The 22643-nt window shown below is 56.7% G+C and carries 11 protein-coding genes; 6 read left to right on the top strand and 5 right to left on the bottom strand.

The genetic code is table 11. The features are described 5' to 3' along the window. The first annotated feature begins 94 nt into the window (after positions 1-94). The 4 genes from Mal52_RS08815 (at position 95) to Mal52_RS08800 (ending at position 7104) form a co-directional block, all read left to right on the top strand. The gene (locus tag Mal52_RS08815) at positions 95-1561 is read left to right on the top strand and encodes a DUF1501 domain-containing protein (RefSeq protein ID WP_145375497.1); all 1467 of its coding nucleotides are present in this window, start codon (positions 95-97) and stop codon (positions 1559-1561) included. Between the two features lie 189 nt (positions 1562-1750). Beyond that, complete coding sequence (locus Mal52_RS08810; protein ID WP_145375496.1) at positions 1751-2479, top strand: leucine-rich repeat domain-containing protein; 729 nt, start codon at positions 1751-1753, stop codon at positions 2477-2479. Between the two features lie 192 nt (positions 2480-2671). Further along, positions 2672-3991: a metallophosphoesterase family protein gene (locus Mal52_RS08805; RefSeq protein ID WP_231962568.1), complete on the top strand. Its 1320-nt coding sequence runs from the start codon at positions 2672-2674 to the stop codon at positions 3989-3991. Continuing rightward, on the top strand, positions 3988-7104 hold the full coding sequence (locus Mal52_RS08800; protein ID WP_145375494.1) for an AAA family ATPase: 3117 nt from the start codon (positions 3988-3990) through the stop codon (positions 7102-7104). Before Mal52_RS08805 ends, Mal52_RS08800 begins: the two co-directional genes overlap by 4 nt. A gap of 254 nt (positions 7105-7358) precedes the next feature. Here the strand turns inward: Mal52_RS08800 and Mal52_RS08795 are convergent, their stop codons facing one another. Next, entirely contained in the window at positions 7359-8801 is a 1443-nt protein-coding gene (locus tag Mal52_RS08795) for a sulfatase (protein ID WP_145375493.1), read from the bottom strand. 21 nt (positions 8802-8822) lie between these two features. After that, on the bottom strand, positions 8823-9959 hold the full coding sequence (gene solA, locus Mal52_RS08790; RefSeq protein ID WP_145375492.1) for an N-methyl-L-tryptophan oxidase: 1137 nt from the start codon (positions 9957-9959) through the stop codon (positions 8823-8825). 461 nt (positions 9960-10420) lie between these two features. On the opposite strand from solA, the gene Mal52_RS08785 reads away from it, so the two are divergent. Together Mal52_RS08785 and Mal52_RS08780 are read left to right on the top strand one after the other, a co-directional pair. Then, complete coding sequence (locus Mal52_RS08785) at positions 10421-12826, top strand: hypothetical protein (protein ID WP_145375491.1); 2406 nt, start codon at positions 10421-10423, stop codon at positions 12824-12826. A gap of 237 nt (positions 12827-13063) precedes the next feature. After that, complete coding sequence (locus Mal52_RS08780; RefSeq protein ID WP_197534762.1) at positions 13064-17314, top strand: outer membrane protein assembly factor BamB family protein; 4251 nt, start codon at positions 13064-13066, stop codon at positions 17312-17314. Positions 17315-17845: 531 nt separating this feature from the next. Here the strand turns inward: Mal52_RS08780 and Mal52_RS08775 are convergent. The 3 genes from Mal52_RS08775 to Mal52_RS08765 all read right to left on the bottom strand — a co-directional run bounded on the left by Mal52_RS08775 (position 17846) and on the right by Mal52_RS08765 (position 22383). Further along, positions 17846-18640: a methyltransferase domain-containing protein gene (locus tag Mal52_RS08775; RefSeq protein ID WP_197534761.1), complete on the bottom strand. Its 795-nt coding sequence runs from the start codon at positions 18638-18640 to the stop codon at positions 17846-17848. Between the two features lie 482 nt (positions 18641-19122). Next, positions 19123-20358 (bottom strand): peptidase T, encoded by a 1236-nt coding sequence (gene pepT, locus Mal52_RS08770; protein WP_145375488.1) that lies wholly within the window; start codon positions 20356-20358, stop codon positions 19123-19125. Positions 20359-20595: 237 nt separating this feature from the next. Continuing rightward, a complete protein-coding gene (locus Mal52_RS08765; protein ID WP_197534760.1) occupies positions 20596-22383 on the bottom strand; it encodes a S1 RNA-binding domain-containing protein in 1788 nt (595 codons plus the stop codon). Positions 22384-22643 lie beyond the last annotated feature (260 nt).

The following is a 22643-nucleotide window of genomic DNA, read 5'->3' as shown; positions in this document are numbered from 1 at the left end:
CTCCGTGGTGAAAACTCATATGAACGACCAGCGCTAATACACAGACACCTCCTTCACCGGCGCTGCCCGTGAACCTGACGCATCGGGATAAAACATGAACAACCTATTCGATCCGCATCTGTTACAAACCCGCCGGCATTTTTTCGGACGGACCGCTACGGGAATTGGGACAGCCGCCTTGGCGTCGACGTTAAATCCGGAGCTGTTCGCTGCTCCGACATCGGCCACCGAGACAGCCGACCATGGCATACTCGGCCAACCGCATTTTCATGCTAAGGCCAAACGGGTCATCTACTTGTTCATGTCGGGCGCTCCCTCGCAATTGGACATGTACGACTACAAGCCCAACATGGCTGAGATGTTCGACAAGGATCTTCCCGATTCGGTCCGCAAAGGTCAGCGGATCACCACCATGACCTCGGGCCAAAAACGATTGCCCATCGCTCCAACGATGTTCAATTTCAAACAACATGGCCAATCGGGCGCGTGGGTCAGCGAACTGTTGCCGCACACCGCAAAAATGGTCGACGACATGGCGATCATCAAGACCGTCAACACCGAAGCCATCAACCACGACCCGGCGATCACCTACATTCAAACCGGCGCGCAACTTCCCGGACGCCCCAGTATGGGCGCGTGGCTCTCCTATGGCTTGGGTGAGTCATCAAGGAATCTGCCCAGCTTCGTCGTACTACATTCCTCCTGGAGTGCGAAACGCGATGCGCAAGCCCTGTATGCCCGATTGTGGGGCGCGGGTTGGTTGCCTTCGCGCTTTCAAGGGGTGAGCCTGCGTTCGCAAGGCGATCCCGTTTTGTATTTGTCCAACCCTCCCGGCGTCTCACCGGATGTGCGTCGGAACATGCTCGACACGCTCGCCAAGTTGAACGAACAACAATTTGCCGCTGTCGGCGATCCGGAAATCAACGCCCGCATCGCGCAATACGAAATGGCCTACAAGATGCAGACGTCGGTTCCCGAATTGACCGACATCTCCGGCGAAACCCAGGCCACGCTCGACATGTACGGTCCCGATGTCCACAAACCGGGCACATTTGCTGCCAACTGTTTATTGGCTCGTCGACTCGCGGAACGCAATGTCCGCTTCGTGCAAGTCTTCATTCGAGGTTGGGACCAACATGGCAATCTTCCCAAAGATATTCGTTCACAATGCGGCGATGTCGACCAAGGCAGCGCCGCTCTGCTCAAAGACCTCAAACAACGCGGCATGCTGGATGATACGTTGGTCATCTGGGGCGGCGAATTCGGCCGCACGGTCTATTGCCAAGGCACGTTGACCAAAACCAATTACGGCCGCGACCATCATCCCCGCTGCTTCACAGTCTGGATGGCCGGCGGCGGTGTCAAACCGGGCATCGTTTACGGCGAAACCGACGATTTCAGCTACAACGTCGTCGAAAATCCCGTGCACATCCACGATCTCAATGCCACCATTTTGCATTGCCTAGGCATCAACCACGAACGACTGACGCACCGCTTCCAAGGCCGCGATTTTCGCCTGACCGATATTCACGGCCGGGTTGTTCATGAAATCTTGGCATAAGAGTTGCACAATACGCCTTCCCCCGAAACCAGCCGGCGACGCAATTTGCGAATCGTCCGGTTTCCCGCCGAAGATCAGCGAAACCAATCACACCACGCGGTGTTTATTGTTTTGCTGAGTGCGTAAAAGATTAGCAACTCATCGATCCGAACGAGCAATTGTTCGACATCGGTGCCAGGAGTGTCGGTCGTGTCTAAGTCAGCAAAATTCAAATTTCCTGCGATCAGCCTGCGCGCGCTACTGATTAGCGGCATCACTGTGTTTGTCTTCGGTCTCGGACTGAAGGCCTGCGCCCCCTATTTCATTGAACAACGCGTGGTCGCCAAGATCGAGAAGTTGGGTGGTTCCGCGGAAACCAGAATGATGCGTCCCTTTTGGATCCCCGACGCCATCCATGACGACTACCTAACATTGTTCGAACGGGTGGTTCGCGTTGAGCTGAATGGCCCCCGCATTGGAGACGAACATTTACAACAGCTCCAACTCTTTGAGCATCTGCAAAATTTGTCATTGGCACAAACTCGTATCAGCGACGAGGGACTCGCCCACCTGCGTGAATTGCCAAAGCTGGAAGGACTCAATCTGCGGCTCACACAAATCACCAACGCGGGATTGCGGCAATTGCAGGAGTTGACAAACCTTACCTATCTCGTGCTCGACGCCACGCGTGTCAGCGATGCGGGACTCGCCTTCCTTAGTGATATGCCTCGTTTGCAATTTCTCTCACTGCGTTCCACGCTGATCAGCCAAGCGGGTTTGAAGAGTTATCAACAAACGGCCCAGATGTTGACAGATCCGATCTACTCCCCACAAATCAAGCAAGACCCCGCCTGGTCCCCCTTCAAGGGAGCATCGCCTCAACTCAACATGATGCCGCTGCCCCCCGCTTTGAAGCCGACTCCGGACCCGAGTCTTTGAAGTAAAGCGGCCTCCGCTAAAATCGCGTGGGCCCGCTTGTCTCAAAATCGGCCTTTCCTCAATTCGCTCTCCCCGTTACACTTCGCGACCACATGTGCAGCACCCAAGGAATGGGTGCCCGGCGAGTTTACAGCCATTGATGCCCCCAAACCCGCCCACTACGCCGATAACGAAAGGGAGTTCGATTTATCGATGCAGCCGTTTCGATTCATTCATGCCGCCAACCTGTTACTGGACCATCAACTCCAACAGATCGACTACGCTGATCCGCACCTTTGTGCCACTGCCGAAGACAGCACCCTCGCCGCGTTTCGCCAACTGGTGCGGACCGCCGTCGATGAACAAGCCGACTTTCTGTTGTTGACCGGAAACTGCTTCGACGCGGCCGACCAAAGCCTACTCGCCGAAATCGCCCTGCTCCGCGGCCTTGAGGAATTAGACGAACAGGGGATCAACGTCTACATCGTCCCCGGTCAGACCGACCCGGCCGCCTGTTGGTCGTCGCTCCCGCCGCTGCCGAAAAACACTACGATTTTGAGTGGTGAACGGCCCCAATCGATCACGCGCGACGAAACCGTGATCGCCACCATTTATCCGTCGGCAGCGAACATCCATACAACCGCCGATGCTCCATTCCCCATCGCGTTTCGACAACACGAAGACTTCTTCCCGCCCATCGCGCGGCAGTTCGAAGAAGAACGCATTGACGGACCGACGACCGAATACGAATTGGTCTCCAACGACGTTCGCCCTGCACCGGACACGAAATCATCGACCACACAAGAATTCAACGAACACCTTGTCCGTTATTGGGTTCTGAATGCCGGCCATGCGCGGCGAACCGTGTATGCGGATAAAGCCGTCGCACACCACCCCGGCGGAACCCAAGGCATCGCCCCCGCGCAATCCGGACAGCACGGATGTACGCTGGTCGAAGTCGACGCAACCGGCAACGTAGAACTGACCTTCGTGCCGACCGCTGCTCTGCGTTTTGAAACCGTAGAAATCACCGTCCACCCCCACACAGATCGCGACGAATTACTAACTTCACTCACCACAGCAGTCGCCGCCGTCCATCGACATCCCACCGAAACGGCTTGGCTGCTCTCTTGGCAGGTCCGCGGTTATGGCCATGGTCGCGACTTATTGGCCGACAGCGATTTCCAACACGACATTGATGAACATCTCCGGGCGCATTTCCACGACCGCGAAATTTACATTCGCAGTTTGGGAATGATTTCGCCGGACAACGTCGCATCGATCCTCGATTCGGCCCCTCAAGAAGAATTGGCCGCCGAATATTGGACCGCATTAACCCGCCCCCAACCGGCAACGATTTCCGATGCCGATGCTGTCGACGATGCTCCGCCGGAATTGCCGGCCATCTCGGGAGGAATGTGGGAAACACAACTACGAGAATTAGAAAAAACCTTCAGCGACGGCGACCTGCTTGACCAAGCAGCGGCGCTGGGACGCGAGTGGTTCGTGGAACAGACGGAGGAGTCGGCATGAAGATCACAGACATTTCGATCGATCATTGCGGCGTGTGGCACAACTTAAACCTGCCACTGAGCGACCCGGGGATGAGTGTCTTTTATGGCCCCAACGAAGCGGGCAAGTCGACACTCATGCGCTTCGTGCGCGGCATGCTGTACGACTTCAAAAGCAGTGGACCAGGCGATTCTGGCGGGCAGTCGGAGCTAAAAAACGTTGCCGGCTCACTCACGCTTTCCACCGAAAGCGGATCCTATCGCATTGAACGCCATTACACGCAAGGCGTTGAGAATGCCGTCACGATTATCGGCCCCAACGGCGACCGCGTTGAGCGCGACGAATTCGTAGAATTATTAGGCGGCGTGGACCAAGAGGTTTTCCACCGCGTCTTTGCCGTGGGACTACGCGAGTTGCAAAAACTAGCGTCGCTCCATGAAGATCAAGTCGCCGAGAAAATCTACGGCTTAACGCTCGGACCGCAAAGCCAGCGGATCCTACATGCGCTGGATGACATCGACCAGAAATCGCGAAAACTGATCGGAGCCAATCCACAACACGGGCGTCTGCCGGAACTATTTGGCGAACGAGACCGCCTCAAAGCCGAACTCGATGCACTGGCGGGACTCAAAGAGCGCCATCGAGAACTGTCCGACTCGCAACACAAGTTGCAAAGCGAAATCGACGACATCAACACCCGCCAAGAGGGCATCGAATCACAACTCCGCGGCCATTTGTACATGCAACGGGCCTACGCCCCTTGGAATCGTGTTCGCGCAGTGAAAGACGAATTATCGCAGCTCCCCGTTGTGGACAGTTTTCCCGAAAACGGCATCGAACGGTTGGATGAAATCGAACTCCAACTCGCCGAAGCGGCCGAAAAACGCGACCGATTAAAAAAACAAGCCAAGCAAAATTTGGAACAAGCCGCCACGTTCGGCGGTAACAAAGACATCGCCAAATACGAAGTCACGCTGCAAGGTTTGGTCGACCAACGCGACTGGATTGCCGAACTGGAACAGCAAATTTCCCATGCGCAATCCAAATATGATGACCTGGAAAAGCAAGTCCTGGAACGCCAACCGCAATGGGGCGAAGGACACATCGCCGACCCAGCCGCTGAGTTCGACACCAGCCCCAACGCCTATGCACGGTTGGTGAGTACGGCCCGCGCCTTCAAACGCGTTGTCGCTCGCCGTGAAAAAACCAAACGGCGGGCCAAACGACTCAACAAGTTGTGCCAGTCGCAACAGGAAAAACTCGCCGCCGGATTGAGCCGTTATCGCGTCGACTCTGCACAAGATGCACTAGTCGCCGTCCGCGAACGACTCACCAGCATGGAGACGTTGGGAGAACTCAAACTCAACGAGCGCGAACTGCATAAACGCCAACTCAGTTTCGACGAATTACGCGAACATACCGAAATCCGCTTGGCCTTGCCGGCCAGTTACTACATTTGCACGTGGGCTGTCACCGCATGCGGCGTGTTGTCGATTCTAGTCGGTGCCTTCCAAGGCGTGATGAATCAAATGACCATCGGCGCCGTCTTCGCGCTGATCGGTTGTATGCTGGTCATGCTCAGCCGTTTGGCCAAACACCATTTCGAACAAGGTGTCGATGGCCGCTTAAAAGAAATTTCGTTAGCCGCCGATCAAAACTTCGAACAATTGCGGAACGTCCGCGAAGAAATCCTGGAAGTCCTGGGCGATTCTCCCGGCAAAGCCGATGATGGAAACTGGTTGCCCGAAGCGGAAGAGATGCGGAGTTGCGCGCGGGAAATCGCCGATTTGGAACGGCTGGCTGTTTCGGAACGCAAACTCGAACGAAATCGCCAACGCTTGGAAAACGCCAACAATGCTATTTACGAATCGCAGCGCAACGTTGCCGGAGCGCGACAGAGTTGGCAGCAACTCCTCTCGCAACTCGGACTCCCCGAAACGTTGGACGTGAATGAAGCCTTTACCATCTGGCAATCGCTCGTCGAATTGTCGCACGCTCGACAAGAATTTCGCATCGCAAAAATCGAACTCAAAAGCCGCCGGCAAATGTATACGTCATTCTGTCGCCGTATCGCCGCCGTCGGTCGCCGCATGCACGAATGGGAACACAATTTTGACCAACCCTTGGTCGTGTTGGACCATTGGGAAGAACAACTCAAAGCACTGCACGGGGGCCGTGACGAACGTCGTCGTCTCCGCCGCGAAGCTCGCGACCTAGCCCGCAATGCCGCCGAATCTCGCGCTGCGGTCGAAGACTACAAAACGCAACGCACCGCCCTGCTCCGCGAAGCCGGGGCTGCGGACCGCGAAGACTTTGAATTACGGTCACAAGCACTATCCCGCCGCATTTTACTTGAGCGACAACTCCAACAAGCCAACGAAGATCTGCGTACAGCCGGCGAAAGCGATAATGAACTCGCCGTGACCGAAGAAGACTTAGAACTGTTCGATGCCGACCACAATACGGAATGCATTGACCTGTTGAAGATGGAACAAGAAGACCTGCGAAACGACTTGCAGGAGGCCTACAAAAACCAAGGCAGTCTCCGCCGCGAATTGGAGGTCATCGAGGCCGACCAACAATCGCGACATCTCCGCCGGGAAATCGCACAAGTCCAACAACGCATCCATACCGCCGGAGCGGAATGGTTCGCCCTGCAGCGTGCCAAACTCGCCGTCGAACAGATGCGACACCATGTCGAACGCACCCGGCAACCGGTCACCATCGCCGATGCATCGCGCTACCTCACACGCATTACCTGCGGCAAGTACCGCAACATCTGGACCCCGCTCGGCAAACGCAGCCTGCGGATCGACGACGAACATGGCCACAGCCTGTCCGTTGAAAGCCTCAGCAGCGGCACGCGGGAACAATTGTTCCTGGCGATTCGCATGGCACTGATCCACGATTACGCCCGACACGGAGTCACGCTGCCAATGGTCTTGGACGACGTGCTGGTGAACTTCGACGAAAACCGGACCGAAGCCGCCCTCGAAGCCCTCTCCGATTTTTCCAGGCAAGGCCACCAAGTGTTAATGTTCACCTGCCATCGCCACCTGGCCCACATGGCCAAGACCAAAGGCTGCGAACCGATCTGGCTCCCCAGCCGCACCGACACCGCCGAAGCCGCCTAGGATGCTAATATTTTATTCCCCCTCTCCCTCTGGGAGAGGGCCGGGGTGAGGGTTTTCGCACAACAATAGTCAACCATCACCGCATTTCGGTAGGACAACCTCTCGTCCTATGACGTAGAACAAACACGGCGCGGAAAAATCTCAACGGTAAGCCTTACTCTTCTCTGCGTCTTGGCGGCTTTGCGCGAGTCCTTTTTATAAAATTGAACGTCAATCGTTTCGTGTGAGAAAGGTGCGTCGCGACGCTCCCTACATTATTTGGCGGTGTCTACGTTGGGATTGAACGACGGAATCCCCGCCCCGACGCTCTTCTGCCACGCCCGCAACTGCTTCAGCATCGCTGTTGCTTTCTGTGGATTCGACTTGGCCAAATCGCGTTGCTCCCCGATATCATCGCGCAGATTGTAAAGTTCCAGGCGGTCCCCTTCGAAGTACTCAATCAACTTCCAATCCCCCGCCCGCATGGCGCTGGCCGGTGTGGTCGTTGGGTAATAATGCGGAAAATGCCAATACAGCGCATCGCGGGGAATCTCCGCAGCGGGATCTTTCAGCAACGGCACAAGATCAACGCCATCGACAACAACGTTCCACTGCAACCGGTCATCAGCTCCGGCAATCTCTAGAATTGTGGGATACAAATCCTCTGAAGAAACCGGTTGATTACAAACCGCTCCCGCAGCCGTCACCCCCGGCCAATCGACTATCAACGGCACACGAATCCCCCCTTCATACATCGCCCCCTTGCCCGACCGCAGCGGCGCATTGGTCGTCGGAATTTGCCCGCGCACCGGATTCACGACGCCCCCGTTATCCGAGGTAAAAATCACCACCGTCCGGTCGGCGATCCCTTGTCGAGTCAGCGTTTCCATAATTCGTCCTACGCTTTCATCCAGGCTCTGCACCATCGCCGCATAGTCGGGATTTTTGTGGCGCAGCCCCGGCTTGAGTTTCTTGCGGTACCGCTCCACGATATCCGATTTCCCTTCAATCGGGCTATGCACGGTGTGATAACACATGTTCAAAAAGAAGGGACGCTCTCCTGCTTCCTCAATCACTTTGACAGCCGCGTCGGTCAGTCGATCGGTCAGATAATCCTCCGGTTTGCCCGGCCCAAGTCCCGGCACGTAGCGCCGTTCGCCGTCCGACCACGCCCCGGCAAACGGATGATAAAACGTCGCCGGGGCGCCCCAAAACGTCCCCCCAATGTTGATGTCGAACCCCTGTGTCTCGGGATAATATCCAGCCGTCCCCAAATGCCATTTGCCGATGTGCGCCGTCAAATAACCTTGCTGCTGTAATACTTCGGCCAACGTGATTTCTGCATGCGGCAGATTCGCCAATGATTTCGGCGGCAACAGCTTGCGGCCTTGTTCCGGTCCGGCGGCCGCCCGTTCGTGCCAGATGGTCATGGGAATCCGCGCGGGGTATTTCCCCGTCATGATCGCCGCCCGCGTCGGCGAACAAATCGCAGCCGCCGCGTAGGCGTCGGTAAAGCGCAAACCTGATTCCGCTAACCGATCGATGTGCGGCGTTTCATGCAGGTCCGCCCCATAACACCCAATGTCGGCCCACCCCAAATCATCGACCAACAACAACACAATATTCGGCCGCGCCACCAGTTCTGCCGCCACCGACCGATCTCCACACGCAGCCACAACGGTCAATGCGCTGATAAACAATGCGGCAAGACTTTTCATGAATCGATTCCCCGTTGCAAACTACGTTCGCAATGCCTTACGGCCCAACGACAGAAACTCAATCGGCAGCGAAGTTCGTTTTTGATCAACCAAATCAGCCAGACTTTCGCCGATCGACGAGGTAAACTTAAAGCCATGCCCCGAAAAACCCGCGCCGATCACCACGTTGTCGTGCTCCGGATGCCGGTCGACGATGAAATGGCTGTCGGGTGTTTTGGTATACATGCAAACCACGTGCTGCGCCGCGCGGGTGGGAAGATCGGGCATAAAACTCTCCACAAACTTGCCCGGCCAGGCGCTGTCCTCCGGGTGCAATTTGCGATCGAGAGAAATCGGATCCTCAACCAGGTCCCCCCCACCGTGCTCCGCCAGTTTCACCTTTCCATCAATCCGTGGAAAGCCGTAAAACTCCCCATTGGCCGTCTCGAAAAAGAAGCAACCGTTGCCGGCTGCCGCATCGAACTTTTCCAGCGGCGTTTCATACCAGAACATGATCTTGCGCAGAACTTGCAAAGGGATCTTTAATTCAGCAAGTCGCCTGCTGCTCCACGCACCGGCCGTCATCACCAGACCTCCTGCCTCATATTCACCTCGTTCAGTGCGGACGCGCACCACCGGCCCGTCCACCTTCCACTCGAGAACTTTCTCATTGACGTGCAAGTCCGCGCCGCGATTCACAGCCGCATCCAAATGCGCCCGGACACACGACTCAACCTCAAGATAACCCGCCTCGGGTTCATACAACACCGCGAATTTTTGCGGGATGCGATACGCCGGAAAACGTTCGGCCGCTTCGGTGGACGTGAGTGTCTCCAGCCGCAAATTGTGTCGCTCCGCTGCGATCTTCGCCCCGGTTATCACACCCGAACCGGGCAAGCCTCCCAGCAGTAGGCCCACCTCGTGATACAGTGTTCGCCCGCACTCCGCCTCAAGTTCTCGCCACAGATCATAGGCCCGCTGCAAGAGCGGCACGTAGTCGGGGTGCTCGAAATACGCCTTGCGGATCACCCGCGTTTCCCCATGCGAGCTTCCTCGGTCATGAGCCGCGTCGAACTGCTCCAGCCCCAACACCCGCGCGCCGCGTTTTGCTAAATGATAGAACGCGCTGCTGCCAAATCCTCCGGCTCCCAGCACGATAAAGTCATATGTTGCCGACATAACCAATGTTCCCGCGTACGACTTGCGAATCTTGCCGATGCCATTAAACGGAACCTGTCCAGGACATGCAACGCGCGTCTTCCGTCACAATATTCCCTATATCCCGCCTGAATGGCCCCTATCTCCCAGAAATGGGGACATACAGCGAAAAGAGACCTGTAATCGCAAAAAACGGGTGGATTTCGTTTTCCCACCCCTTACAATAACCCCAGACGGTTTTGACGTCTGCCACGCAGGTTGACTCACAGGTCGGCCAGTCGCAGAATGGAAAAATGTCGTGTTTGCAACCTTTGTTGGTAGGCGAAAGTTGTGGGCGTAACGATTGAAACCATGTCTAGAAATTGAATGCGTGACTTGTGACCGGTCACGCGCATGAGAAGCGACTGAGTTACGGGGGTTGCCAGTCTTCACTATTCCATTGTCTTGAGAATCTCGAATTCTCTAGCGGAGGCTGCAGCACGATGAAACTTTTTACAATTGCTTTGACGTTAGTGTTTTTAATAACGGTCACAACCGAAGAGGCTTTTAGCCAACGCGGTGGGGGCCGAGGGGGTGGTGGCCGCGGCGGAGGTGGTGCTAGCCGAGGTGGCGGCGGATCACGCGGGGGCGGCTTTCGCGGTGGAGGCTCACGCGGCGGCGGATCGCGCGGCGGTTTTAGCCGTGGAGGTTCGCGTGGTGGATCGCGTGGCGGCTTTAGCCGTGGATCACGCGGCGGTTCCCGCAGTGGCTTTTCCGGCGGTTCGCGGGGCGGATCCCGCAGTGGTTTCTCCGGTGGCTCTCGCGGTCGGTCGAGTGGCGGATCACGGGGTGGTTTCTCCGGCAGAAGTTCACGCAGCGGCACCACGCGTGGTTTTTCCAGCCGTAGTCCTTCGCGCGGCGGATCGTCTGGCCGCAGTATTACCTCACGCGGTCGATCTGGTGGTAGCACCGCCCGCAGCGGCGGATCCAGTCGCGGTCGCGCCGCAATCAATCCGCGTGGAGCCGGAGTCGGCGGTAGTCGCCGTAGTGGTTCCTCATCACGCGGCTCAATCACAATGCGCCCTGGGAGTCGTGGCAATATCAATTCCGGTGGTCGTGGTGGAGTCCGCGGTGGCGGGACAGCTCCCGGCGGTAGACGTTCGATCGCAGGTCCAGGTGGCAGTCGCGGTGGTCGCGGTAACGCAGGCTCCGGTGGTGGACGCGGGAACGCAGGCTCCGGTGGTGGACGCGGGAATGCAGGTCCAGGCGGCGGTCGCGGTGGGCGTGGAAATCAATTTGCAGGCAGCGGAAGACGTGGTGGGCCAGGCGGCAATTCGTCCTATTACCGTGGTGGAAATCGCTCCGGAAATCGCGGCGGCTACGACCGTGGCCGCGGTGGTTACGGCCGTTACGGCAAGGGGGGATACGGCCGAGGTGGTTATGGCTGGCGTGGATATGGATACGGTCGACGTGGCTACGGTCGTTATGGCTACGGCCGCAGAGGCTATTACGGATACTATGGCAATTGGCTGTTTGGTTTTTGGGGACTCCCCTGGTACTCCAACGGTTATGGCTATGGAGGCGGGTATGGCTATGGCTATCCCTACTACTCCGCTTATACCGATTGGGGCTACCCCTCCTATTATTCGAACCCGTATTACGTAGCCGTCGATAATTCCGTCGTCGACTACTCACAACTCCTCGCCGAACCGGCCGAAGAATCGGCGTCGGATGTCGGCCTGCAATACTTTGACGATGCCCGCGCCGCCTTCAAACAAGGCGACTACACCCGGGCAATGCAATTGGTCGACAGCGCGCTGGTGACCATGCCGTTGGACAGCGTGTTGCACGAATTCCGCGCGCTGATTCTGTTCGCGCAAGGCAACTATGAGGAAGCGGCATCGGTCCTGCATCCCGTCTTGTCTGCCGGCCCCGGTTGGAACTGGTCGACATTGTTGGGCCTGTACCCCAATGTCGACGTCTATACGCAACAACTGCGCGCCTTGGAGAAGTACCGCAACGATCACAAGCAATCGGCACTCGTCCGATTCTTGTTGGGGTACCAGTATTTGACTTGTGGTCACAACACGGCAGCTGCCGACGAATTTGCCAAGGCGGTCGCACTCCAACCCGATGACCAACTGTCGCGCAACTTGTATAAACAACTCACGGGCGAGGACCTACCAGCTGTGACAAAGGAACCAGCGCCCGTCACCAACGACGACGAGCCGGGTGAATTCACCAAGCCAATCGTCGTTCCTCCTCAGCAAACGGAGTCCCAGGAACCGGAAGCCCAGGAACCGGAAGCCCGGGAACCAGAAGCGGAGGAACCGGAAGTCAAACAACCTCCCACCCCTCCGGCGGCCGAGGACTTCAAACCGCAGCCGCCAACTTCGGAAGATCAACCTTCCGACAAACAGCCGATGTTAGAAGCGCCCTCCAAGACGCCATCCGACACCCCGCCGCAAGCACCACCGTCGGACGACGCCCAACCCGGTGCCTCTCAACCGGACGCAACTGCGGAGCCGAAACCGGAACAACCGGCGACCGATACGCCCGACGAACCGACACCGGCGGCCACGGAGGATCAACCCGATCCGGCGACACCACAAGCCGCTCCCAAAGCGGATTTGAAGAAATATGTGGGCACCTGGAAGTCGGTCAGCGAAGACAATATGAAGTTTGAGTTAACGTTGACTGCTGAGGGAACCTTTACTTGGGTTTATACAGCCAAGGGAGAAACCCATAAATTCAGTGGTGAATACGTGATCGGCAACGGATTACTAACGCTGGCACGGCCTGACCACAACGCCTTGGTCGGACGACTCAAATGGGTCGACGACAAGAGTTTCAACTTCAAAATCGTAGGTGGCGGTGATGAAGATTCTGGATTGACGTTCAAAAAATAACGCGACTGGACTTCCATTTCTCAGCCATCTTTAGAGAATTCAGGCGCGGAAACGCTTAGGCATTTCCGCGCCTTTTTTGATATCTCCAGAACCGATTTTTCTCATGCAGGAAAATCTCCGCATCTGCCTGTTGCAGCTTCGCGCACTAGCGGCGATAATCAAAGTCGCTATCGAAATTGTCCCACTCCCCGGCGTCGCTCGCGCACGAGAGAAAGCTACATCGACATGAACAGCCGCATGCCACTCCTTGCTCAACTGACACTCGTCGTCACCTTGTTCATGGCCGCGCCCACGAACCTAACCGCCGGCGATTGGCCGATGTTTCGTTACGATGCCGGACGCACCGCCTCATCGCCACACGAACTGCCGACCGACCTGCAGTTGCAATGGGTCCGAGAGTACTCGCCTCGCATCACAGTCTGGGACGATCCACTCAATCAAGACCTGATGAAATACGATCGGGTATTTGAACCGATCGTTCTGGGGGACACACTCTACATCGGATTCAACGACAGCGACAAAGTCGTCGCGCTCGACACCAAAACCGGTGCGGAAAAATGGCGAGTCTATGTCGACGGCCCGGTGCGATTTCCTCCAGCAGCGGAAGATGGCAAAGTCTATTTTGTCAGCGACGATGGATTTTTGTATTGCGTAAGTGCCGAGACCGGCGAAGAAATCTGGAAATTCCGCGGCGGCCCCTCCGATCGCCGCATCCTGGGCAATGAACGATTGATCTCCACGTGGCCCGCACGCGGCGCTCCGGTGCTTCGCGAAGGGACAGTCTATTTCGCTGCCAGCATTTGGCCCTTCATGGGAACATTCATCTACGCCCTCGATGCCGAAACCGGCCAGATCCAATGGGTCAATGACGGCACCGGCGCGGATTACCTACAACAACCTCACAACTATCCCGCGTTTGCCGGCGTCGCTCCCCAAGGCTGCTTGGTAGCCACCGAGGACAAGTTGATCATCCCCGGCGGACGCTCGATCCCCGCCGTGTTCGACCGGGAGACCGGCCGTTTTGAATACTTCCATCTTGCCAAATACGGCAAGTCCGGAGGGTCCTGGGCATTCGCCAACGACGATATCTTTTTCGGCCACGAACGCGATGACGAATACTCCCGCTTCGATATCAAAACCGGAAACTCCCTGGGACGCAGCAAAGGCAAACAACCCGTTGTTTCCGACGATGGCTATTATTATTGCGGCGACTCCATCATCAAACGCACGCTCGATGCTCCCGGCAATGCCGCCTGGGAACTCGAAGCCGATGCCAACAACGACATGATCCGCGCCGGCGATCGGCTGTACGCCGCCGGCAAAGATGGCATCACCATCATTCAACTCCCCAAAAACGGCGAGCCTCAACAAATCGTCGGCCGCATCCCGGTCGAGGGCGATGTCAAACGACTCATCGCCGCCGACGACCGCCTATTCGCAGTCACGCTCGACGGCAAGATCATGGCATTCGGTGCCGACGAGGTCGCCCAGCCAGTCGTTATTGCTGATAAGCCGACTGAGAACAAACTGGATGAGCAAACCGAAGAATTCGTCAAAGAAACCCTGCATGCTACCGACGATCCCAGTGGGTATGCGGTCATGTACGGCGTGCAGGATGACGATACGCTCGAAGCATTTGCGCGGCAAACAGACTTTAACATTGTCGGTGTCAGCCCCGATGCCGAAGTCGTCGAAAAACTACGACGACGGTTGGATGATGCCGGACTTTACGGTAGTCGTATCGCCTTGCACGTCGGCGAGGTCGACAGCTTCGATGTGCCCCCTTACTTCTCATCATTCACCACCGGCATTCGTGTCGACGATCCAGAAACACTCAAAACGGTTTTTGAAAGCCTGCGTCCCTACGGGGGCCGAGCGTTGTTCGTGGGTGAATCCGAAGCGAACAAAAAGTTGATCGAGCAGGCCGGTTTAGAAGGCGTACACCATGGACGGATGGGAGACATCAGCATTGTCACCCGTAAAGGGGCACTCCCCGGTGCGGGCGATTGGACACACCAATACGGCAATATCCGCAACACGATCAAATCCGACGACAAGCTCGTCAAACTGCCTTTGGGGATTTTGTGGTTCGGCGGCAGTTCCAACATGGACGTCCTCCCCCGTCACGGACACGGCCCCCCGGAACAGATCATCGGTGGACGGCTCTACATCCAAGGCATGGACAGCTTAAGCGCCCGTGACGTTTACACTGGCCGCGTGATCTGGAAAACCCTGCTCAAAAACCTCGGCACCTACGGTACGTTTTTTGACCAGACCTACAAAAACACACCGCTGAGCACTGAATACAATCAAGTCCACATTCCCGGTTCCAATGCGCGAGGCACGAACTTTATCGCGACTGAGGACAAAATCTACATCATCGAAGGGAAATTTATCCGAGTGTTGGATGCCCGCGATGGATCAACCGTCTCTTCCATTCCGCTTCCCAAAAATGCAGATGGCGAGTCGGCGGAAAGCTGGGGTTATTTGGGAGTCGACGGAGATGCACTCATCGCCGGAGCCGGCTTTGCCGACTTCTCCAAGAAGCTCAATATGCCGCACGACCAAAGTGACAAACGTCGCAGCAAGTGGCGGTTCACCGATTACGATAAATCGGCCAGCGCTGCTCTGGTGGTCATGGATCGGCAAACCGGAAAAATTCGCTGGCAAGCCAACGCCCAACACGGATTTTTGCACAACGCCATCACAGCCATGGACGGTGTCTTGTATTGCTTAGACAAATTGCCCCCCAACTTGGAAGAGAAACTCCGCCGCCGCGGACAAGCCAAGCCCGAAACCTACAAGTTGACCGCCTACGACCTGCAAACGGGCGAACCGCTGTGGCAGACCAACGAAAATGTCTTCGGCACCTGGCTGAGTTGCTCCCAGGAGCACGGTCTCATGTTGCAATCAACCCGCCCCTCAAATGACACAGTCCGCTCCGAAGATGGATCGAGAATGATCGCCTACAAGGCGAAAACTGGTGAGGTCGTCTGGGACAAGCCGCTGAAATATTCCACTCCACCGATCCTGCATGGCGAGGACATTATCGCCGGCGGAAAAATGTATAGTCTACTCACCGGCGATGTCCGGTATCGTACGGACCCCATCACCGGTCAAAAAGCGGAATGGACGTTCTCCTCGACCAAGGGGTGCAACTACCCCATCGCCAGCGAGAATTTGATCACCTTCCGCTCTTCGGCGGCTGCGTTTTTTGATCTCACCACCGATGGCGGGACGGGACACTTCGGCGGATTCAAATCGGGCTGCACGTCCAACTTGATCGCCGCCGGTGGTTTGCTCAACGCTCCCGATTACACCCGCACCTGCCGCTGTTCCTTCCAAAACCAAACCTCCCTGGCGATGGTGCACATGCCGGGGCTGGAAATCTGGACGCACAATGACTTCGCCTATGATGGCAACCGTGTTAAACAAGTCGGTATTAATTTCGGAGCGCCGGGCGATCGTCGCGCTGATAACGACACGCTGTGGATGGAGTTCCCCAGTGTGGGCGGCCCCTCTCCGAATATCGATGTCAGCGTCAACGGAGACATCCAGTATTTCCGACACCACGCATCGCGAATCGACGGTGAGCAACCCTGGGTTGCCGCTTCGGGAGTTACCGGTGCGCAAGACATTGTGATCCATCTCACGCCAAAACAGGATGAGCAAGGCGGACTGCAAGTCCCAGTCAAACAGGACAGCGACGATGCTGAAGAAGCCTCGAACGGTGACGTCTCGCTGGGAAGCAGCGACCTGGAATTGGTTGAAGATAGCAGCAGCCAAACAGTTGGGATTCGTTTCCAGAAGGTCCCCATCCCCCGCGGCACCAAAATTAAGTCCGCTTACATTCAATTCAAGGTCGATGAGCCTTCCAGCGCCGCAGCCGATATGACCATCACCGCCGAAGCCACCGCCAACGCTGCGGAATTCACAACAAAACCAGACAACCTCTCCTCCCGCAAGCGAACGAAGGCCCAAGTCAATTGGAAGCCCAAACCATGGCTCAAAGAGGGAGACACCGGCCCCGATCAACGCACCGCCGATTTAACGGCCCTACTGCAGGAAATCGTCGACGGTCCTGACTGGAAACCGGGCAACGCCGTTGCCTTTCTCATCGAAGGCTCAGGCAGCCACGTCGCCAAGGCTCGCGACCGCGACAAACAGGGAGCCCCGCAGTTGGTCTTGGATCTTGGGGACAGTGCCCCTAAGAAAGAGAAAGTCGCCATCCGGCCCTACACCGTGCGACTCTTCTTCACCGAGCCCGATTCCACAATGCAACCGGGCCAGCGACAATTCGATGTCACATTACAGGACTCAACGGTTCTCAAAGACTTCGACATCACCGCCGCCGCTGAGGGCCCCCAACGTGCCGTAATACGCGAGTTCCACGGCATCCCCATCGAAGAAACCCTCACCATCGGCTTAAAGACCACCGGCCCCCACAAGGCCGTCCTATCGGGCGTGGAGGTAATCGCCGAGGATTAAAGTCGCTAGGCCGATCACCCAAACCGACTATTTAGGGGTCGCGACAGACGATTTCTACGCAGGTTTGTTCGTTGCTGAGGACCGACCGTCTGGCAACCGCCGGTCCGAAGGCTCCGAACACAACGAATGCGAGTGATCACCGGTCAGTGACCAGAATGGCCGGGATGTGCAAAACGCCGGTTTACCGGCGTTCGCCGCGCAGCGGTATTAGGCCCGCCGTTTACGGCGGGTCCATCTTCATCGATTTCGGTCAAACCCAAAAGCGCAGAAAAGAATCCTCACGCCAAGCCGCAAAGGCCGCAAAGAAAAGAACTGAGATGAACCGCCACCAATACACCGACGCGTCGTCCGGCACGGAACGCACAATGCGACGGCAAGCCGTCGGTTTGGGATGATCCAGACTCACGTCCGGAAATCCGTGTTCAATCTGTGGCTAAGAAATGAACGGCCCTGTTGGGTTACGGTTCTACCGCGCTAAGAGCTTTGCAGCTTGGCGTGAGGCTTTTTTCGTCGTGCAGCGCAAGCCCAAATTCAGTCCACTTGAAGCAGCATGTGGAATTCGTGGCTGCCGGCATTCATCACCGGCCCTGTCAGAATTTTGACCGGCGCGACGTGAGCGGAAAACCAATTCACCAGTTCCGTGATGTCCTCAGGAACGAAGACATGGAAATGGATGCTATAGTCGATTGCCCAAAGTCGGTCAGCCTCTGCAATCGCTGCGTCACCACTGGTGTGATTCACCAGGTTTGCGTAGTCGAGGTAGTGTTCGTAGTCACGATCTGCTGAGGGACGCTGGTAATCCAAGATCAGATGCGCCAGCGAGGTCCGCGTGCGATTCACATCAAAGGTCGCCCGTTTGTCCGGAATCGCGAGATAAACTTTCCCTCCCGGCTTGACCACGCGGCACCATTGCTCCAAAGAGCCCAGCGGGTTTTTCATGTGTTCGATAACATGCGAGGCAATCAGAAAATCGTAGCTGTCATCGGCCACGTTCGCCAACGTTTCCCCATCACCAATCAGGTTTGGCTCAACCAACGGCAACTCGTTGAGTTCGGGGTACTGTAGCCGCAACTCCGCTGTGGTCAGACGATCGATATAGTCGACCTGCATCCGATCATGGGTCAGCATCGGTTGGTGCAGCGCTCCGATCTCCAACCCTGTGCCGGATAGCTGGTCGGAGAAAAATTTCTGCCAGTTCCTATTCTTCGCGACACCGACTTGTTGATTTTGCGAGCGTCTCGCGAGCAGATCGGCTTTGGTCGAATGCAGGAATCGTCTTACAAAAACCGGCATTCGCGTCCACACTTCTTTTGCAACTGCATTCACCGAGTCATACTCCTTAAAGCCTTGAACGGGAGAGCCCATCCCAAATCGCCGCGTGGATTTAAGACAATCCGCGATATGCGTCAAGAGCAATCAGAACAGAGACAGCCCATTCCTCCCAGTTCAACACGTTTTGATCGAATGCAATCCCTGCCCAACTGAGGCACCCAGCAAATACCATGATCAGCATCAGCCGAGGAGGACTTTCACCGGCCTCTTCGATCTCCGATATTCCCAATAGCACAAAAAAGAATCCTCACGCCAAGCCGCCAAGGGCGCAAAGAAAAGGAACCAGGATCAACCGGCTTAGGAATGACCGCTGCTAATACACCGGCGCGTCGTCTGGCACGGAACGCACACTGCGACGGCAAGCCGTCGGTTTGGGATGATCTTGAGTCCCGACGGAAAATCTATGTTTGATCCGTGTTCAATCTGTGGCTAAGAAATGAACGGTCAGATTCGATTACGGCTCTGCTGCATTCAGCTCAAACCCGCTCCGTGCTCCACGCCTCAGCCAGTTTGATCAACACATCTGCTGCCGTTTGCATCTCGTCCAGACTCGCCCATTCCCGTGGCGAGTGCGGGTTGTGTTGGCCGGTGGAGAGGTTCGGTGTCGGCAAGCCCTGTGCGGTTAACAGTGAGCCATCCGTGCCACCGCGAATGATGCTCAGCAGCGGATCGATCCCCACCGCTTGCATCGCTTCGACCGCTTTGGCAACCGCCCGCGGCTCGGTTTTCAAACCGTCGGCCATGTTGCGATACTGCTGCGAAATCGCCACGTCGATCTTGGCTTCTGGAAATTCTTCCCGCAGCGGCTCGGCAATCTCCTCCAACAACTCCGCATACTCCGCCAATTTCGCCGTATCAAAATCCCGCAGAATAATCCGCGCCGTCGATTGCGCTACGCCCCCTTCGAAGACATACGGATGCAAAAACCCGTCGCGGTCGTCGGTCGTTTCCGGACTCAGCCAATCGGTCGGCAAGGCGGCGATAAAGCGGCTCAAAATCCGAATCGCATTGACCATCACCCCTTTGCCCTTCGAAGGATGCGTGTTCACGCCCGTCACGGTAATCACCGCTTGATCGGCCGAGAAGGTCTCGTTGTCGATCATCCCCCGCCCTTCACCGTCGAGCGTATAACCGCAGACCCCGCCCAGTTTTTCCAGGTCCAGGTTCTCCGTCCCCCGCCCGATCTCTTCGTCGCAGGTAAAACAAACCCGCACCGGCCCCCGCGGCAAGGTATTATCGCCAATCAGCCACGCCGCCGCCGTCATAATCACCGCCACCCCGGCTTTGTCGTCCGCTCCTAACAACGTCGTCCCGTCGGTTGTGATGATCGTTGAACCGATCAACTCCCGCAAAACCGGATTGTCCTCCACGCGAATTACTTGCGTCGTATCGCCCGGCAGCACGATATCGCCGCCGGAATAATTCTCGTGCACAATCGGTTTGACGTTCTCAGCCGTGAATTCGGGTGACGTGTCGACATGTGCCACCCAGACGATCATCGGAGCATCGTGATCCACAGTCGCGGGAATTGTGGCCATCACGTTGCCGAACTTGTCGCAGGAAACGTCTGCCAGCCCGATCGCCTCACATTCCTCGGCCAGCAGCCGCGACAATGTCAGTTGTTTGCTCGTGCTGGGCGAAGTGTCGCTGGTTTCATCAGCTTGCGTATCAATCCGTACATAGCGCAAGAACCGGTCGAGTAGCGTGGTCACGGGGCGTGTCTCCTTTAGCCTGTCGAATCAAGTGGACCATCACAGATCAAACACAGATTAGCGGATGTCAGAACGTAAGTCCCCAAACCGACAGCTTGCTGTCGTGCACGGCGCTCCTTGTCCAGCAAGGTGGCCGCATGATTTCCGACGTTCAACAACCTGTAAGATCGTTCAACATGGACTGTCGTAATCCGCCATCAGCGACCTACGCAACACCGCAGGACTGCCTGTCGCCGATCAACCGAACAACGGGCCACTGCTGCCGCCCGTGCCTCCCTTGAGCGGACCTTTGCGTTTGCGTTGGTACGCTTCGCCGCCGCTGGGTGAGAGATCCTCGTCCTTCGGTTTTTTCACCGGTTCCGGTTTGGCCTTGAGGGCTTTCATCGACAGGCCAATCCGCTTGCGTTCCCCATCAATGGAAACAACCTTGGCCTCCACTTCCTGCCCTTCCTTCAAGACATCCGACACCTTGTTGATGCGGCGATAGTCGATTTCGCTGATGTGAATCAACCCTTCGACGCCCTCCTCAATTTCGATAAAGGCGCCGAAATTGGTGATGTTGGTCACTTTGCCCTGCACAATCGACTCCACGGGATACCGCTGCACGCAGTCGTCCCAGGGATTTTTCTTCAACTGCTTGAGGCTCAGGCTGATTTTCTTTTTCTCGGCATCGACCGAAATCAACTGCACTTCGAGTTGTTGTCCGACTTTGAGAATGTCGCGAGGATGATTGACCCGCGTCCAACTCATCTCAGCCACGTGCAACAAGCCATCAATCCCGCCGATGTCGACGAACGCCCCATAATCCTTGACGGTCTTGACCGTGCCGGAATGCGTTTGCCCCGCCTCCAGTGTCTTCCATAGGTCCTGAGCGACTTCTTCGCGTTCGGCCTGCATGTAGGCGCGACGGCTGACCACGAGATTTCGTTTCTCAGGTTTGACTTCAATGATCTTCACGGTCAGCTTTTGGCCAACGTATTCGTCCAAGCTCTCCACAAAACCCAAGTCGACTTGGCTGGCCGGCATGAATCCCCGTAGGTTGCTGACGGTGACTTCCAGCCCGCCTTTGTTTGATTTTTTGACCAAACAGTCCACGATCTGCCCGACCGAGACTTCATCCCAATTGCCGGCAGAGCGCGCCATCCGCGGCAGACTCGCCAGCAACAAACCGTCAGCGGCGTCGAAACGATCGATGACGATTTCCAGTTCCTGGCCCAGTTGCGGTTGTTTTCGCCCTTCGAACTGCCGCAGTTGAATCATGGCAGACGAACGAAAACCGACGTCGAGCAAAATGCTGTCCTTTTGGATCGACTGCACCCGGCCTTTGAGTTTTGTGCCCGGCTCCAGATCTTCTTCAGTCACCGGTTCCGACGTTTCCCCACCTTCAGTCGCTACAACCTTGGGGGCCTCAGTCGGTTTTTCGCTGGCTAAGGCAGCGGCAAGTTCCGCTTCGACATCCGCATCCAAGTCGACGTTTGCCGGAGGGAGCGACACCGGATCGGCTGAGGGGGTTGCGGGCGGAGGAGGTGTCGACTGAACGGCTTGTGCTTCAGCCACTGCAGCCGCCTCTTCACCAGTCGGCTCTGCCTCGGTGGAGGGCTTCGACGGTCGGGAATCGGCAAGCGATGGACTGGGAATCGCCACCGCCATCGACGGATCGACGGTCGGATTCAGTTTCACTCGCGGCCGCGCGGCTGGCTCCGCACTCGTCGCATCACCGGTTGATGCTGCAACCGGCGTTTCAGTAGCCTCGGCTTTTGTTTCGGGTGCTGCAGTTTCTGCGGGCGGCTCCGGTGTACTGGAAGCAGCCTCGGTCGCTTCGGCGGCGGGCTTTGTCTCCTCTGGGGAGCCGGCGGCCACAGCCGGAGTTTCCGGTTCAGTCCGTCCCGTCTCGGGCGGTGCCGTAGAGAGCGATGACTCCTCGCTGTCAGCAGGCGTTTGCTCGACGCCAGCCTCAGCTGGTTCGTCCACGGGCGTCTGATTGGTAATGGGATTGTGACTTGAAGTGGACTGTTCCGAATTCATAACTACATCCTGATGAACTTTGTGGTTGCCGGCGAAATGGCTAGGCATCTCTCGGGCAACCGGACTCTACGTAGCGAAATCATGTCGTTGGTCGACAACCACTGGCAGGAAACCAAAAACCGGAGTTGTTGGGTTATCTATACGAGCGGCTCGCGGTGGTCTGTTGCTCAACCGAAGGAGCCACTCCCCCTCGCCTGAGCGAATGCACGTCGCTGTTGCGCGTGCGCACATCACCGTTAAGAGGCAAGCGTAAACAACTT

Origin of the sequence: Symmachiella dynata (genome assembly GCF_007747995.1) — a bacterium.
Lineage (GTDB): Bacteria > Planctomycetota > Planctomycetia > Planctomycetales > Planctomycetaceae > Symmachiella > Symmachiella dynata.
This window is presented reverse-complemented; position numbering and strand designations above follow the sequence as displayed.